At 63.7% G+C, this 14,709-nt stretch carries 12 protein-coding genes; 8 read left to right on the top strand and 4 right to left on the bottom strand.

Translation table 11 applies throughout. The features are described 5' to 3' along the window. Positions 1-18 precede the first annotated feature (18 nt). From pcnB to Q0799_RS12605, 6 genes are all read left to right on the top strand, one after another. Entirely contained in the window at positions 19-1,359 is a 1,341-nt protein-coding gene (gene pcnB, locus Q0799_RS12630; RefSeq protein ID WP_298398866.1) for a polynucleotide adenylyltransferase PcnB, read from the top strand. Next, positions 1,356-1,832, top strand: coding sequence for a 2-amino-4-hydroxy-6-hydroxymethyldihydropteridine diphosphokinase (folK, locus tag Q0799_RS12625; RefSeq protein ID WP_298398864.1), 477 nt, complete (start codon positions 1,356-1,358; stop codon positions 1,830-1,832). Before pcnB ends, folK begins: the two co-directional genes overlap by 4 nt. Before the next feature lie 66 nt (positions 1,833-1,898). After that, positions 1,899-2,717, top strand: a complete 819-nt coding sequence (gene panB, locus Q0799_RS12620) for a 3-methyl-2-oxobutanoate hydroxymethyltransferase (RefSeq protein ID WP_298398862.1) — start codon at positions 1,899-1,901, stop codon at positions 2,715-2,717. A 4-nt stretch (positions 2,718-2,721) separates the two neighbouring features. Beyond that, complete coding sequence (gene panC / locus Q0799_RS12615; RefSeq protein WP_298398860.1) at positions 2,722-3,546, top strand: pantoate--beta-alanine ligase; 825 nt, start codon at positions 2,722-2,724, stop codon at positions 3,544-3,546. Positions 3,547-3,636: 90 nt separating this feature from the next. Further along, positions 3,637-4,020: an aspartate 1-decarboxylase gene (panD, locus tag Q0799_RS12610; protein ID WP_028996063.1), complete on the top strand. Its 384-nt coding sequence runs from the start codon at positions 3,637-3,639 to the stop codon at positions 4,018-4,020. A 103-nt stretch (positions 4,021-4,123) separates the two neighbouring features. Continuing rightward, on the top strand, positions 4,124-4,639 hold the full coding sequence (locus Q0799_RS12605; RefSeq protein ID WP_298398857.1) for a hypothetical protein: 516 nt from the start codon (positions 4,124-4,126) through the stop codon (positions 4,637-4,639). Here the strand turns inward: Q0799_RS12605 and Q0799_RS12600 are convergent. The 3 genes from Q0799_RS12600 to Q0799_RS12590 all read right to left on the bottom strand — a co-directional run bounded on the left by Q0799_RS12600 (position 4,636) and on the right by Q0799_RS12590 (position 7,908). Beyond that, positions 4,636-5,898: an NYN domain-containing protein gene (locus Q0799_RS12600; protein ID WP_298398855.1), complete on the bottom strand. Its 1,263-nt coding sequence runs from the start codon at positions 5,896-5,898 to the stop codon at positions 4,636-4,638. The two genes, Q0799_RS12605 and Q0799_RS12600, sit on opposite strands and share 4 nt — an antisense overlap. Before the next feature lie 46 nt (positions 5,899-5,944). Next, positions 5,945-6,307 (bottom strand): DUF779 domain-containing protein, encoded by a 363-nt coding sequence (locus Q0799_RS12595; RefSeq protein WP_298398853.1) that lies wholly within the window; start codon positions 6,305-6,307, stop codon positions 5,945-5,947. A gap of 80 nt (positions 6,308-6,387) precedes the next feature. After that, positions 6,388-7,908, bottom strand: coding sequence for an aldehyde dehydrogenase family protein (locus Q0799_RS12590; RefSeq protein ID WP_298398851.1), 1,521 nt, complete (start codon positions 7,906-7,908; stop codon positions 6,388-6,390). Positions 7,909-8,178: 270 nt separating this feature from the next. On the opposite strand from Q0799_RS12590, the gene Q0799_RS12585 reads away from it, so the two are divergent. Both Q0799_RS12585 and Q0799_RS12580 read left to right on the top strand, forming a co-directional pair. Then, a complete protein-coding gene (locus tag Q0799_RS12585) occupies positions 8,179-10,101 on the top strand; it encodes a sigma-54-dependent Fis family transcriptional regulator (RefSeq protein WP_298398849.1) in 1,923 nt (640 codons plus the stop codon). Between the two features lie 69 nt (positions 10,102-10,170). Continuing rightward, the gene (locus Q0799_RS12580; protein WP_298398847.1) at positions 10,171-10,863 is read left to right on the top strand and encodes a Crp/Fnr family transcriptional regulator; all 693 of its coding nucleotides are present in this window, start codon (positions 10,171-10,173) and stop codon (positions 10,861-10,863) included. A gap of 59 nt (positions 10,864-10,922) precedes the next feature. Here Q0799_RS12580 and Q0799_RS12575 read toward each other — a convergent pair whose 3' ends face one another. After that, positions 10,923-14,684 (bottom strand): retention module-containing protein, encoded by a 3,762-nt coding sequence (locus Q0799_RS12575; protein WP_298398844.1) that lies wholly within the window; start codon positions 14,682-14,684, stop codon positions 10,923-10,925. Between the last annotated feature and the right edge of the window lie 25 nt (positions 14,685-14,709).

Genomic DNA, 14,709 nt, shown 5'->3' with positions numbered 1-14,709 from the left:
CTTGACCCTCAGGCACCCGTGATCCGCAAACTCATTTCCCGCGTCTTCCGCGGCAACAAGAACAAGGGCAACCGGCATGAGCCGGCCGTGATTCCCGTCTCCAGCCACGGCATCACCCGCGACCGCCTGTCCAGCGGCAGCCGGCGCACCTGCGAAACCCTGCAGGCCGAAGGCTTCAAGGCCTACGTCGTCGGCGGCGCCGTGCGCGATCTGCTGATCGGCGCCGATCCCAAAGATTTCGACGTCGCCACCAATGCCACGCCGGAAGAAGTTCGCCGCTACTTCCGCCGCTCGCGCATCATCGGCCGCCGCTTCCAGATCGTCCATGTGATGATGGGCCAGGAAGTCATCGAAGTGACCACCTTCCGCGGCACGCTCGACGAGACGACGAAGAAGGACGAACACGGCCGCGTGCTGCACGACAACGTCTTCGGCTCGCAGGCGGAAGACGCCGCCCGCCGCGACTTCACCGCCAACGCACTGTATTACGATCCGACGACCGAAACCGTCATCGACTACCACCACGGCGTCGGCGACCTCAAGGCCAGGACGCTGCGCATGATCGGCGAACCGCGTGCCCGCTACCGCGAGGACCCGGTGCGCATGTTGCGCGCCGTGCGCCTGGCGGCCAAGCTCGGCCTGTCGATCGACCCAGAGGCGAAAAAGCCGATCCGCGAGATGGCCGAACTGCTGGAAAACGTTCCCGCTGCCCGCCTGTTCGACGAGATGCTCAAGCTGCTGACCTCGGGTCACTCGGTCAAGTGCATCACGCAACTGCGCGACGAGGGCCTGCACCACGGCCTGCTGCCGCTGCTCGACGTGATCCTCGAACAGCCGCTCGGCGAGAAGTTCGTCATGCTGGCGCTGGCCAGCACCGACGAACGCGTCCGTCGCGGCAAGGGCACCTCGCCCGGCTTCCTCTTCGCGACCCTGCTCTGGCACGAAGTGCTGGCGCACTGGGACAAGATGAAGGCCAAGGGCGAAGCCAAGATCCCGGCGCTGTTCCAGGCCATGGACACGGTCCTCGACGTGCAGGGCGAAAAACTCGCCATCACCCGCCGCATTGCCGGCGACATCAAGGACATCTGGGCGCTGCAACCGCGTTTCGAACAGCGCGCCGGCAAGCGCCCCTACGCGCTGCTCGAACAACCGCGCTTCCGCGCCGGTTACGACTTCCTGCTGCTGCGCGCGCAGGCCGGCGAAATCGACATGGAACTGGTCGAATGGTGGACGCGCTTCCAGAACGCCGAAGGCGACAAGCGCGCCGAAATGCTGCTGCCGGAAGCCGCCGGCGACAAGAAGAAGCGCCGGCGCCGGAAAAAACCGGCCAACGCCACGCCCCAAGCCAGCGACGCATGAGTCTCGCCTACATTGCCCTGGGCGCCAATCTCGGCGACCCGGCGGCCACCGTCAACGCCGCTTTTGCCGCGCTCGACCAGTTGCCGGAAAGCCGTCTGCTGGCCAAATCGGCGCTTTACCGCACGGCGCCGGTCGGCATCGCCGACCAGCCGGAATTCGTCAATGCCGCCGCCCTGATCGACACCACGCTGGCGCCGGAAGCCCTGCTTGACGCGCTGCTCGGCATCGAACAAGCCTTCGGGCGCGTCCGTGCCGAACGCAACGGCCCGCGCACGCTCGACCTCGACCTCCTGCTCTACGACGACCTGATGCTGGCGACGCCGCGCCTGACGCTGCCGCACCCGCGCCTGCACCTGCGTGCCTTCGTCCTGCAGCCGCTGGCCGACCTGGCGCCGGACCTGGCCATCCCCGGTCGCGGCCGTCTGGCCGCCTGGCTGCCGGCGGTTGCCAACCAGGGTATCTGCCGCCTTTGATTTAACCCTTGCCACTTCGGCGCCGCTGTGTATCCTTGGCGCCGTCAACAACGCCACGGGACGCCCATGTCTGCTCAAAGCATCACCCGCCGCCTGACCCAGGCCGACCTCGCCAAGCTCTACGCTGCCGGCGAGAAGGTCGCCATGTTCACCTGCTACGACGCCAGCTTCGCCCGCCTGCTCGACGGCGCCGGCGTCGACTGCCTGCTGATCGGCGATTCGCTCGGCAACGTCATCCAGGGCCACGACACCACGCTGCCGGTCACCGTCGCCGACGTCGCCTACCACACCGCTGCCGTCAAGCGCGGTGCCGAACGTGCCTTCATCATTGCCGACATGCCCTTCGGCAGCTTCCAGGAATCCCCGGAAGCCGCCTTCCGCAACGCCGTCACGCTGATGGCCGCAGGGGCACAGATGGTCAAGCTCGAAGGCGGCGCCGAGATGGCGCCGACCATTCAATTCCTGGTCAGCCGCGGCATCCCGGTCTGCGCCCACGTTGGCCTGACGCCGCAATCGGTGCATGCGCTCGGCGGCTACAAGGTCCAGGGTAAAGGCGACAGCGCCGCCCGCAAGCTGCTCGCCGACGCCATCGCCGTGCAGGATGCCGGCGCCACGATGATCGTGCTCGAAGCGATTCCCGCCACGCTTGCCGCCGAAGTCACCGCTGCGCTGCACATCATCACCATCGGCATCGGTGCCGGCAAGGATTGTTCGGGCCAGGTCATGGTGCTGCACGACGCTTTCGACATCCCGCCGGGCAAGAAGGCCAAATTCGTGCGCAATTTCATGGACGGTGCCAGCAGCCTGCACGACGCTGCCTGCCGCGCCGTCGCCGCCGTCAAGGACGGCAGCTACCCCGGCCCGGAACACACCTACGCTGCCTGAGATCATGCAAATCCATTCCCGCATCGCCGACCTGCGCGGCGCGCTGGCCAATCGTGGCCGCATCGTTTTCGTGCCGACCATGGGCAACCTGCACGCCGGCCACATCAGCCTGATGGAACAGGCACGCCAGCACGGTGACACCGTGGTCGCGTCGATCTTCGTCAATCGCCTGCAATTCGGCCCGAACGAGGATTTCGACAAGTACCCGCGCACCTTCCAGGCCGACTGCGACAAGCTCGTTGCCGCCGGCGTCGACGTCCTGTTCGCGCCGACCGAAGCCGACCTCTACCCCGAGCCGCAGGAATACTTCGTCGAACCGCCGGGCATCCAGAACATCCTCGACGGCGAGTTCCGCCCCGGCCACTTCCGCGGCGTTGCCACCGTCGTCGCCAAGCTGTTCAACTGCGTCCAGCCGCAGGCGGCCTTATTCGGCAAGAAGGATTACCAGCAGTTGATGGTCATCCGCAACATGACCCGGCAGCTGCTGCTGCCGATCGACATCGTCGGCGGCGAAACCGTGCGCGCCGAAGACGGCCTGGCCCTATCCTCGCGCAACGGCTACCTGAGCGCCGCCGAACGTGCCGAGGCACCGCGCCTGTACCGGCTGCTCAACGAAATCCGCGACGCCGTCCGCAATGGCAATCGCGATTTCGCGGCACTGGAACAAGCCGCCGTCGCCGAACTGAATGCCCGGGGCTGGAAAACCGACTACATCTCGGTTCGCCGGCAGGCAGACCTGGCCGTCGCGACAACCGACGACGCCGCACTGGTCATTGTCGCCGCCAGCCGTCTCGGAACCACCCGGCTGATCGACAATATCGAGGTTTGACGCGGGCTGGCAGGGCAGAAAAAAGATCGTTGACACGCACCCCATTGCCGTTAAAATGCGCTTCCCCCAACTTTCTGGATGAGTGAAACCATGCAGAGAACCATGTTGAAATCCAAGCTGCATCGCGTGACGGCAACCCATGCCGACCTGCACTACGAAGGCTCCTGCGCGATCGATGAGGATTTGCTGGAAGCCGCCAATATCAAGGAATACGAGCAGATCGACATCTGGAACGTCAACAACGGCGAGCGTTTCACCACCTACGCGATTCGTGCCGAACGCGGTTCAGGCGTGATCTCGGTCAATGGCTCGGCTGCCCGCCGCGCCGCACCGGGTGACATCCTGATCATTGCCACCTTCGCCGCCTATACCGAGGTTGAACTGGCCCGTCACGAGCCGGACCTGATCTACGTCGATTCGCAAAACCGCATCGTCCGTCGCGGCCACAAGATTCCGGTTCAGGCCGCCGCCTGAGCTGACGGCCTGCACCGTTGTCGACGAAGCCCGCCGCTTGGCGGGCTTTTCTTTTTCTGTACAATCCGTTGCACTATTTTTAAAAAAGCCAACGGAGACAAACATGGGCGTGGTATTCGCCAAGACACAGAAAGGGCACGAAGAGCTCACCGCCAAGTCGGGTGGGCTGACCCCGCGTCAGCGACGGGTGCTGATCATGGTCGACGGCAAGCGCACCGTCGATGAATTGCGGGAAATGCTGCAGACCGACGATCTCCAGCACACGCTGGGCCTGCTAGAGGAATCCGGTTTCATCGAAATCGGCGGGCTCAAGGATGCCGCTACCGGCGCCACCCAGCCGGCACCGGCCGAACCGCTGCCGTCGATCACCGCCTTCAGGCCGGCACCGCAACCGCCCAATCCGAAGGAAATGGAACTGGCGCGCAATTTCATCCAGAACACGCTGAAAACCTTCTGCGGTCCGTTCGCCCATCTGCACATCGTCGAAGCCGCCTTCGCCGCACAGACTCACGAGGAACTGCGGCTGCAGTTCGATCCCTGGTTTCATGCCGTCGTGCAGACCCGCGAGGGTCGCCGACGGGCCGAGGAACTCAGGACGATGTTGCTGAAAGTGATCTAGCCCGCCGACTCGTCGGACTTCTTGCCGGCGTCCGACTTTTTCGGCTTGCGGCTACGCGCTGCTTTCCTGGCCGGTTTCTTCTCTTCCGCCACCGCTGTTTCGGGAGGCATCGCCGACGGCACTTCCGTCGTCTCGACGACCGCCTCGGCCGCCTTGCGCGGGCGTCGACCGCCGCGCTTGGGTTTGTCCGTGGTTTCGACGATCACCGCAGGCTCCGGCAGGGGCGATTCAGGCGAAACAACCTCGGCAACTTGCGAGACGGCGTCAACGGAAACCTGCGTCGGCTCTTCCGGCCGGGTCTCCTTGCGCGTACGCCGACCGCCGCGACGGCGAGCACCGGATTTCTCCTCGACCGCTGCCGGCGCTATTTCGGCTTCGCCGGCAACCGGCACATCCGGAGTTTCCGGCAGCGCTTCGGAACCGGCCTCCGCAGCGACCAGTTCGCTGTCCTGGGCTCGCGCACGCGTCACGTAGGTGCCCGACTTGTCGTCGCGCCCGACCATCAGCAGCCCGCGCCCGGCCGCCTCTTCGAGCAGGTTGCCGAAGGTCCGGAAACCGTAATAGCTCTCGCTGAAACCGGGATTGCGCCGCTTGACCACTTCCTTGAGCACCGAGGCCCAGATGCGCTCGGCCTCGCCGCGATCGGCCATGAGATCGGAAAACGTGGCGCAGACCAGATCGACCGCCTTGGCCTTGCGCTCTTCCATCTTCTCGCGCCGCTTGGCTTCCTCTTCCGGCGAACGCTTCTCACGCTCGCGCCGTTGCCCGCCACGCTGGGCCTCGCGGTCGCGGACCAGATCGTCGTAATAGATGAATTCGTCGCAATTGGTGACCAGCAGGTCCGAGCAGGATTGCTTGACACCGACGCCGATGACCTTCTTGGCGTTCTCGCGCAGCTTGGAGACCAGCGGCGAGAAGTCGGAATCGCCGGAAATGATCACGAAGGTATCGACGTGCGACTTGGTGTAACACAGGTCGAGGGCATCGACGACCATGCGGATATCGGCCGAATTCTTGCCCGACTGGCGCACATGCGGAATTTCGATCAGTTCGAAATTGGCCTCGTGCATCGCCGCCTTGAAGCTCTTGTAACGCTCCCAGTCGCAGTAGGCCTTCTTGACCACGATGCTGCCCTTGGCGAGCAGACGCTCCAGCACGGGGCGGATGTCGAATTTTTCGTATTGCGCGTCGCGTACGCCGAGTGCGATGTTCTCGAAGTCGCAGAAAAGCGCCATGCTGGCGGTGTCGTTGGCGGCCATGAAGTCGATCCGTTTTGGTGAAGCCCGCAGTATACCGCCAGCACGCTCACGCGCTCGGCAAATCCGCCGTTTCCTCGTCGGTGAACAGCCGGGAACGGGTGATGAAACATTGCCCGCTGCCGCATTCGAGCGAAAACGTTCCGCCCTGTCCCGACACGGCGTCGATGATCAGTTGAGTGTGCTGCCAGTACTCGTATTGGGCAGCGCTGATGTAGAACGGCACGCCGCCGATCTCGCCGAGCCGGATGTCCTGGGCCCCCAGGGTCAGTTCGCCGTCGAGGTAGCAATTCGGGCTGCTGTTGTCGCAGCAACCACCGGACTGATAGAAGAACATCGCCGTTCCGTGCGTGTGCTGCAAATGCTCGATCAGGACCAGGGCAGCGGGTGTGGCAGTGACGCGTTCGACCATGTCATCCTCGAAAAAAATACGGGGGCCATCGGCCCCCGTCAAAGCCCGCAAGGGCACGCAGAGTCGGAGGAGAAATCCGCTTAGAAGAAACCCAGCTTCTGTTCGGCGTAGCTGACCAGCAGGTTCTTGGTCTGCTGGTAGTGGTCGAGCATGACCTTGTGCGTCTCGCGACCGATGCCCGACTCCTTGTAGCCACCGAAGGCAGCGTGCGCCGGGTAGGCGTGGTAGCAGTTGGTCCATACGCGACCAGCCTGGATGGCGCGGCCCATGCGGTAGGCGACGTTACCGTTGCGGCTCCAGACGCCGGCACCAAGGCCGTAGAGCGTGTCGTTGGCAATGGCCAGGGCTTCGGCTTCGTCCTTGAAGGTGGTCACGGCGAGCACCGGCCCGAAGATTTCTTCCTGGAAGATGCGCATCTTGTTGTGGCCCTTGAACAGCGTCGGCTGGATGTAGTAGCCGCCTTCGATGTCGCCGCCGAGGTGGGCGCGTTCGCCGCCGATCAGCACCTGGGCGCCCTCTTCCTTGCCCAGCTTGAGGTAGGACTCGATCTTGTCCATCTGGATCTGCGAGGCCTGCGCACCCATCATCGTCTCGGTGTCGAGCGGCGAACCCTGCTTGATCGCGGCGACGCGCTTCAGGCAGCGCTCCATGAAGGCATCGTAGATCGATTCCTGGATCAGCGCGCGGCTCGGGCAGGTGCACACTTCACCCTGGTTGAAGGCGAACAGGACCAGGCCTTCGATCGCCTTGTCGAGGAAGCCATCGTCCTTGTCCATGACGTCAGCGAAGAAGATGTTCGGCGACTTGCCGCCCAGCTCCAGCGTCGCCGGGATCAGGTTGTTGGCGGCAGCCTGGGCAATCACGCGGCCGGTGGCGGTGGAACCGGTGAAGGCGATCTTGGCGATGCGCTTGGAAGTCGCCAACGGCATGCCGGCTTCGCGACCCAGACCATTGACGATATTCAGGACACCCGGCGGCAGCAGGTCGGCGATCAGGTCGACCAGGATCAGGATCGAGATCGGGGTCGATTCGGCCGGCTTCAAGACCACGCAGTTACCGGCGCCGAGCGCGGGAGCGAGCTTCCAGGCGGCCATCAGGATGGGGAAGTTCCAGGGGATGATCTGGCCGACGACGCCGAGCGGCTCATGGATGTGGTAGGCCATGGTGTTCTCGTCGATTTCCGAGATGCCGCCTTCCTGCGAGCGCAGGCAGCCGGCGAAGTAACGGAAGTGATCGACGGCGAGCGGGATGTCGGCGTTCAGCGTTTCGCGGATCGGCTTGCCGTTGTCGACGGTCTCGGCGTAGGCCAGCAGTTCGAGGTTCTGTTCGAGGCGGTCGGCGATCTTGAGCAGGATGTTCGAGCGCGTTGCGGCATCGGTCTTGCCCCACTTCGGGAAGGCGGCGTGGGCGGCGTCGAGCGCCAGTTCGATGTCCTCGGCAGTGGAGCGGGCGGCTTGCGTGTACACCTTGCCGTTGACCGGGGTCACCACGTCGAAGTACTGGCCCTTGACCGGGGCGGTCCACTTGCCGTTGATGAAGTTGTCGTACTTGGCCTTATAGGCGATTTTTGCGCCAGCGGCGCCGGGGGCTGCGTAGATCATCTTGTCTCCTGTTTTTACGAATGAGTGAATCAGTTGCCTGATGGCCAGCAACCCATATCAAGGGCCGTGCCAGGCAAACACATCATTGATTCAAAAAGAATTTCCAGAATTCGACCAGCAGCCAGGCGACGACTGGAACGTCTCACAAGGAAACAACTGTCACATTCTGGAACAGTGTCCGGCAATTCGTTCGCCAGGGCTTGCATGCCCGGCCCGGCCCCCTATACTCCCGATAAAGTCCGGCGACGAACGGGCGAGGAGACAAACACGATGCGCACTCATTCCCCCGTGCCGGCCCCGCAGTTGCGGCAAGCTCGCCTGAAGCTGCTCGAAGGCAGCGACTTCTCCGATGCCGCCGTCGACGAGCGCCTGGCCCGTTCATGGCGACGCAGCCTGGCCGCCGGCCTGACGCCGACCGGCCGTCTGGCCATCCCGGACAATCTCAGCGGCAAGGAACTGGGCCGGGCGCTGGGACGCAATCACGAACTGCTCAGCCATTCGCGGCCGATCATGGAATACCTGTTCGAACAGGTGCGCCACAGCCACAGCATGGTCATCCTCGCCGACAACCGGGGCGTGCTCATGCACACCCTCGGCGACGCCGACTTTCTCGGCAAGGCCGAGCGCGTCGCCCTGATGTCGGGCGCCTGCTGGGACGAGCGCCAGCGCGGCACCAATGCCATCGGCACCGCGCTGGCCGAAGCAGCCGGGGTCGAAATCCACGGCGACGAGCATTTCCTGGAGCGCAACACCTTCCTCACCTGCGCCGCCGCGCCCATTGTCTCGGCGACCGGCGAACTGCTCGGCATCCTCGACATTTCCGGCGACCGGCGCAGCCGCCATCCGCACACCCTTGGGCTGGTCAACACCGCGGCGCGGATGATCGAGAACCGCCTGGTCGTCGATGCCTGCCAGCGCCACCTGCGCCTGCACCTGCACCCGGACCCGGCCGGCATCGGTACGGTCGCCGAGGGCATCGTCGCCCTCTCCGAGGACGGCTGGATCGTCGGCGCCAATCGCAATGCGCTGCAGATGCTCGGCCTGGCCAGCGCCGACATCGGCGCCACACCGCTGTTCCGCGCCCTCGACACGCGACTGGCCGACCTGCTCGAACAGGCCCGGCGCCGCCCCGGGCAAGGCCTGGCGCTGCGCCGCCACGACGGCATGACCCTGTACGCCCGGCTCGATGGGCACGAACCGCGCATCCTGTCGGTTCCGGCCACGCCGGCCCCGAAGAAGGACGACGCGCTGAGCGCGCTGGATACCGGCGACGGCCGCTGGCGTACCGCCGCCGACAAGGCCCGGCGCATCGTCGGCAAGGACATCCCCCTGCTGATCGGCGGCGAATCCGGGGTCGGCAAGGAGATGTTCGCCCGCGCCGCGCACGAATCGTCGCCGCAGCGCGACGGCCCCTTCGTCGCCATCAATTGCGCCGCACTGCCGGAAAACCTGATTGAGGCCGAACTGTTCGGCTATGTCTCCGGTGCCTTCACCGGCGCCCGCAAGGAAGGCTACATCGGCCGCCTGCGCGAAGCCGACGGCGGCACCCTGTTCCTCGACGAAATCGGCGACATGCCGCTGACCATGCAGACCCGCCTGTTGCGCGTGCTGCAAGAGCGCCAGGTCACGCCGCTCGGTGGCGGCACGCCGGTCAAGGTCAATTTCGCGCTGATCTGCGCCACCCATTGCGATCTGCCGGCCGCCTGCGCCAGCGGCCGCTTCCGCAGCGACCTGTACTACCGGATCAACGGCCTGAGCCTGCATTTGCCCGCCCTGCGCGAGCGCAGCGATTTCGCGGCGCTGTGCGACAAGCTGCTGGCCGAGCTTTTCCCCGATCTGCCGGTGGACATTGCCCCGGGACTGCGCCAGCGCCTGGCGGCCTACCACTGGCCGGGCAACCTGCGCCAGCTGGCCAGCGTGCTGCGCACCGCCTGCGCCATGCTCGACCCGGGCGATACCCGCATCGACTGGCAACACCTGCCGGACGATATCCTGGCCGCGCTCCAGGCCGGGACGGAGCGGCCGTCGCCGGCCAGTGCCGTGCTGCCGGCGCAGGATCTTGCCACGCTGTCGCTGGCCGCCATCCAGCAGGCCATCGTCGACCACCAGGGCAATCTCAGCGCCGCCGCCCGGCAACTCGGGATCAGCCGGCAGACGCTGTACCGCAAGCTGAAAACCGGCGCCGGGCAGTAAGCATTAGGAGGTATTGTGCGCAGCCGATGGCGGTGACATGATCGGACGCTCCGTCCCGACAAACCAGCCATGACTGCTTCCCTCCCCGACATCGCCAACCTGATCGGCCGCCTGCCGCTGTTTTCCAGCATGTCCGTCGAAGAAGTCAGCCGCATCGCCGCCGGCGCCCGCGAAGTCAGGGCGGCCAAGGGCGACATCCTGTTCCACAAGGGCGACCCCAACCACGGTTTCCACCTGCTGCTCAGCGGCCAGATCAAGCTCGCTTTCACCTCAGCCCAGGGCAACGAGAAAGTCGTCGAAATCATCCAGCCGGGCCAGACTTTCGGCGAGGCGATCATGTTCATGGACACGCCCTACATCGTCTACGCCCAGGCACTCGCCGACGCGCAGATGATCCACATTGCCAAGGCAACCGTTTTCGCCGAACTCGACCGCGACCCCAAACTGGCGCGCAAGATGCTCGCCAGCATGGCCGTCCGCCTGCACCAGCTGATGGCCGACCTGGAAGCCAACTCCCTGCATTCCGGCAAGGAACGCATCATCACCTACCTGCTGCGCGAACTCCCGGCCGGCACCGCGCCGGGCCAGACTGCCACGGTCAGCCTGAGCACCACCAAGGGCATCGTCGCCTCGCGCCTCAACCTGACCCAGGAGCATTTCTCGCGGATCCTGCATGAACTGGTCGAGGAAGGCCTGATCGTCGTCCGCGGCCGGCAGATTGAAATCCCGGACCTCGCCCGACTGAGCGATTACCGTCCCTGAACGGGGCAAAAAAAAGGGCGAACCTAAGTTCGCCCTTTTCATTCCTTCACCGTCAGGAATCAATCGGTAACCAGTTTGCCGCGGCTGATCAGCTCATTGATGATCTGATTGTCGGAGGCATTGTTGGCCAGCCCCAGATCCGTCCGGATATTGATACCTTCCAGAACGATGCGCTGATCTTCCGAGCCCGACGAATAATTGCCACTCGAGAAGGCACCCGTCGAGGAAATACGAATGATCGTATTCCCTGCCTGGCTCGTGGTATCGAAATCGAGGTAGTTCTGCAGGTTACCCGAGTTCTCGCCGACCAGCAGGTCGCGCAGGTCGAGTCGGTCACCGCCGCTGGCAAAGGCACGGACATCGAAATCGGTGATCGTATCGACCGCCCGACCGCTACCGCCCGTACCGCGATCACCCAAGCCCCAGGCAAAGGTATCCGCACCCAGACCACCGGTGAGGTTGTCGTTGCCGGCACCACCCCAGAGGACGTCGTTACCGGCGCCACCATCCAGGATGTCGTTGCCCGCACCACCGGAAAGGATGTCGTTACCCGCGCCGCCATAAAGCCGGTCGACCCCGGCGCCACCGGACAACTTGTCGTTACCGTCGAGTCCGTAAATGGTGTCATCGCCGGCCATGCCGTTGATGATGTCGTTCCCGCTGGTACCGTTAATGGTATTGCCAGCAGTCGTTCCGTCGATTTCGCCGCCCGGATTGCGCGAGACATTCATCGTCAATTGACCGGTAGCCTGATCACCATCGCCATCAACCAGCGTAAATCCGACGATCTCCTGTGCCGTACCCGTCATCGTGGCCGACGGACGGTAGGAATAATCCCCCGTATCCATGTCGATGACGAAAGTCCCGCCCTGTTCGGTGGTCACCGTAAGGGTGTGCGTCGCGGCATCCCAGACGTAGGTATTCGTCGCACCTGCGTCGTTGGTCACACCGATCGTATTGGTGGAACGATTCCAGACATAGGTACTACGATCACCCAGCGCACCGATGGAAATGGTGCTGATGTAACCACCGTCTGCACCAACCGCTCCCGGCGTTGCGCCGGTTAGCAGGTTACCGGAACTGCTCGGAATCGCGGTGGACTGGAGGACCGAGGACAGGTTGTTTTCATTGAGCACCTGGATGGCGTTAGTGTTGGTGCTGGTCGATCCGTTGTAGGCAATCGGATCGATACGCGTCATCGCGGTAGAACTGATACCCGACCCAACACCGATGGCAATCGAATTGATGCCATTGGCGGCAAGGAAGTTGGTCCAGATGAGTTCCTCGGCAGGCTGGATACCGGCATCCGCGCCTCCGCTCGAAGCACCGCTATTGACCAGGGCAGAGGTATTGCCGTCGTTGTAATTCGGCTCACCGTCGGTCAGGAAGTAAACCACGTTCTGCAGGGTTCCACCCGCCGGCACGCTGGTCAGCTTGCCCTCGTTGCTCCAGGCGGCCATCGCCTGGGCAAGCGCAGCATCGTAGTTGGTCCAACCATTGGCCGTCACCGAGTTGATCAGGTCGATGGCATCCTTGGCACTGACCCAGACCGGGCTGAAACTGCTGGCCGTGGTCGAGAACATCACCAGTTGCACGGCAACCTCACCGTAACCGTCGTAGGTATTGATCAGATTGACCAAGGCTGCTTTGGCCAGGTTCAGACGGGTGCCATCCATACTGCCCGAGTTATCCAGAACAATCATGACATTGGTGTTTTGGGTGACAGCAACATCCTGAACCAGGGTCCCGGCAACCGGGGAATCGTCCTCGACCCGAACCGTCAGCGTAGAAGTCTTGCTGTCCGAACCATTGCTAACGGTCACCCCGATATCAATATTCAGCACATCCTCAACGTTGGCTACCGGATGGTCCAAGGCTCCCTTGAGCTCCACTTGGTAGCTACCGTTGCTCTGCATCGTCAGGGTCAGAACCGCCTGTCCGCCTGCCGTGCCGGTGAGAACCGTCGCACCTCCGACCGTCGAGGTGCTCCAGGTCACCGGCTGTCCACCAGAGGTCAGGTTGGTCGGCGCATCGAAGGAAATACTCAGAGAACCGGCACCATTGATATCCATCGAACCGGTGCTGATCGCCGAGTCGGTGGTATCTGGCGTTCCGCCGGTATCCTTGTTGCCGGTTGCCAGACCTTCTTCGGAAACCGATGCGGTGCTCGTTGTGATCGTCACATCGTTGTCCAGGATGGTTGCCGTTCCCGAGTCAACATAGGTGGCGCCAGCGCTAGCAAGCACGGCATTCAGCGTGAAGGTTTCGTTCGGTTCGAAAACCGTGTCATTGACCGTCGTCGTCCGTACCAGCACGTCGCTCGCACCTGCCGGCAGCGTGATCGCGCCGGTGTAGTTCTGGTACGTCGTACCGCCGTTCAGGCTGTACTGGAACGTCCCCGATGCGTAGTCATCCGGGCTGATCGCCGTGCCATCGGCCAGCGTCAGCGTCAGCGTGCTGCCAGCGGCCGCACCCGTCACCTTCACCCCGAACACCGCGTCGTTGCCTTCCGGCACCGTGATGTCGCCCGTGCCCGTACCCGGCTGGCCCACCAGAATCGTCGGCACATCGTTGTCGATGATCGTCGCCGTCGCGTTGTCGCTGTAGTTCGTGCCGTTGCTCGACAGCGTCGCGCCCAGCGTGAAGGTTTCGTTCGCTTCGTCAATCAGGTCATCGACCGTCGTCGTCCGCACCAGCACGTCGCTCGCACCCGCCGGCAGCGTGATCGCGCCGGTGTAGTTCTGGTACGTCGTACCGCCGTTCAGGCTGTACTGGAACGTCCCCGATGCATAGTCATCCGGGCTGATCGCCGTGCCATCGGCCAGCGTCAGCGTCAGCGTGCTGCCAGCGGCCGCACCCGTCACCTTCACCCCGAACACCGCGTCGTTGCCTTCCGGCACCGTGATGTCGCCCGTGCCGGTACCCGGATCACCAACCAGGATCGTCGGTACGTCGTTGTCAAGAATCGTGCCGGTGCCCGTGACGCCGCCAACGGTCAAAGTAAACTGTTCCGTAGGCTCCTGAATAAGATCATCCAACGTCGGCACGGAAACGGTGAAATCGACCAAACCCGCCGGGACAATAATCGTGCCGGCCACCGGATCATAGGTCACACCACTGGAGAAGGTCATCGAGGCGACAAAGTCTTCGCCCAAAATGGCCGTACCGCTCGCGAGGGACAGCGAAAAAGCCGTCGGCTCGGTGGTGGCTCGCGACAAGGTGACCGTAAATACCGCCACCTGACCTTCGGTCACGGTAACGCTGTTCGTTGCCGGATCAAGCGGATCGTCAACGGAAATGACGGTAATCGGCTCTGCCGGCACCTCTTCTTCCGGCAACAACGCACCCTGGAATGTATCTTCCGGCGCATTGCGCTCGGTAGCGAAGCCATACTGTTGCCCATCAACGTTTTCGACAACGCGCAGGAACTCGACGAAGGAATGGCCTTCATTGCCAGAAGCGGCTTCACCGGCTGCCGGCGCTTCCGCATCAAGCAGGGCATCAAGATCGCCGCCGTCGGCGATGACGCTGGCCAGTTGATCAAGACCCGGTTCCGAACGGGCGACTGCACTGTCAGAAGCGTCCGGCTTGTCCTGGGCTGCCACCTCGGCATCAAGCGTGACGGCCTGGCGCTCGGCGATCACCATGCTGCGGCCGTCGGCCAGGGCCAGAACGACCTGGGCGCCATTACCGGAGACGACGACTTCGCCTTCACGGATGACATCACCGGCTTTCAGCCGACGCAGATTACCCGCGCTGTCGCGGGCGTAGGCTTCACCGGTAACGGAAGAGACTTTTGCAATAACAGCAGCTTGGGCCATGACGATACTCCAAAATGGGTAGGCG

The organism is uncultured Azonexus sp., from assembly GCF_937982035.1.
Taxonomy (GTDB): domain Bacteria; phylum Pseudomonadota; class Gammaproteobacteria; order Burkholderiales; family Rhodocyclaceae; genus Azonexus.
This window is presented reverse-complemented; position numbering and strand designations above follow the sequence as displayed.

What these genes read in the sequence shown, in the direction of transcription:
- folK (WP_298398864.1), top strand. Translation starts at nt 1,356, where the DNA reads ATGAGTCTCGCCTACATTGCCCTGGGCGCCAATCTCGGCGACCCGGCG.
- panB (WP_298398862.1), top strand. Translation starts at nt 1,899, where the DNA reads ATGTCTGCTCAAAGCATCACCCGCCGCCTGACCCAGGCCGACCTCGCC.
- panC (WP_298398860.1), top strand. Translation starts at nt 2,722, where the DNA reads ATGCAAATCCATTCCCGCATCGCCGACCTGCGCGGCGCGCTGGCCAAT.
- panD (WP_028996063.1), top strand. Translation starts at nt 3,637, where the DNA reads ATGCAGAGAACCATGTTGAAATCCAAGCTGCATCGCGTGACGGCAACC.
- Q0799_RS12605 (WP_298398857.1), top strand. Translation starts at nt 4,124, where the DNA reads ATGGGCGTGGTATTCGCCAAGACACAGAAAGGGCACGAAGAGCTCACC.
- Q0799_RS12600 (WP_298398855.1), bottom strand. Translation starts at nt 5,898, where the DNA reads ATGGCCGCCAACGACACCGCCAGCATGGCGCTTTTCTGCGACTTCGAG.
- Q0799_RS12595 (WP_298398853.1), bottom strand. Translation starts at nt 6,307, where the DNA reads ATGGTCGAACGCGTCACTGCCACACCCGCTGCCCTGGTCCTGATCGAG.
- Q0799_RS12590 (WP_298398851.1), bottom strand. Translation starts at nt 7,908, where the DNA reads ATGATCTACGCAGCCCCCGGCGCCGCTGGCGCAAAAATCGCCTATAAG.
- Q0799_RS12585 (WP_298398849.1), top strand. Translation starts at nt 8,179, where the DNA reads ATGCGCACTCATTCCCCCGTGCCGGCCCCGCAGTTGCGGCAAGCTCGC.
- Q0799_RS12580 (WP_298398847.1), top strand. Translation starts at nt 10,171, where the DNA reads ATGACTGCTTCCCTCCCCGACATCGCCAACCTGATCGGCCGCCTGCCG.
- Q0799_RS12575 (WP_298398844.1), bottom strand. Translation starts at nt 14,684, where the DNA reads ATGGCCCAAGCTGCTGTTATTGCAAAAGTCTCTTCCGTTACCGGTGAA.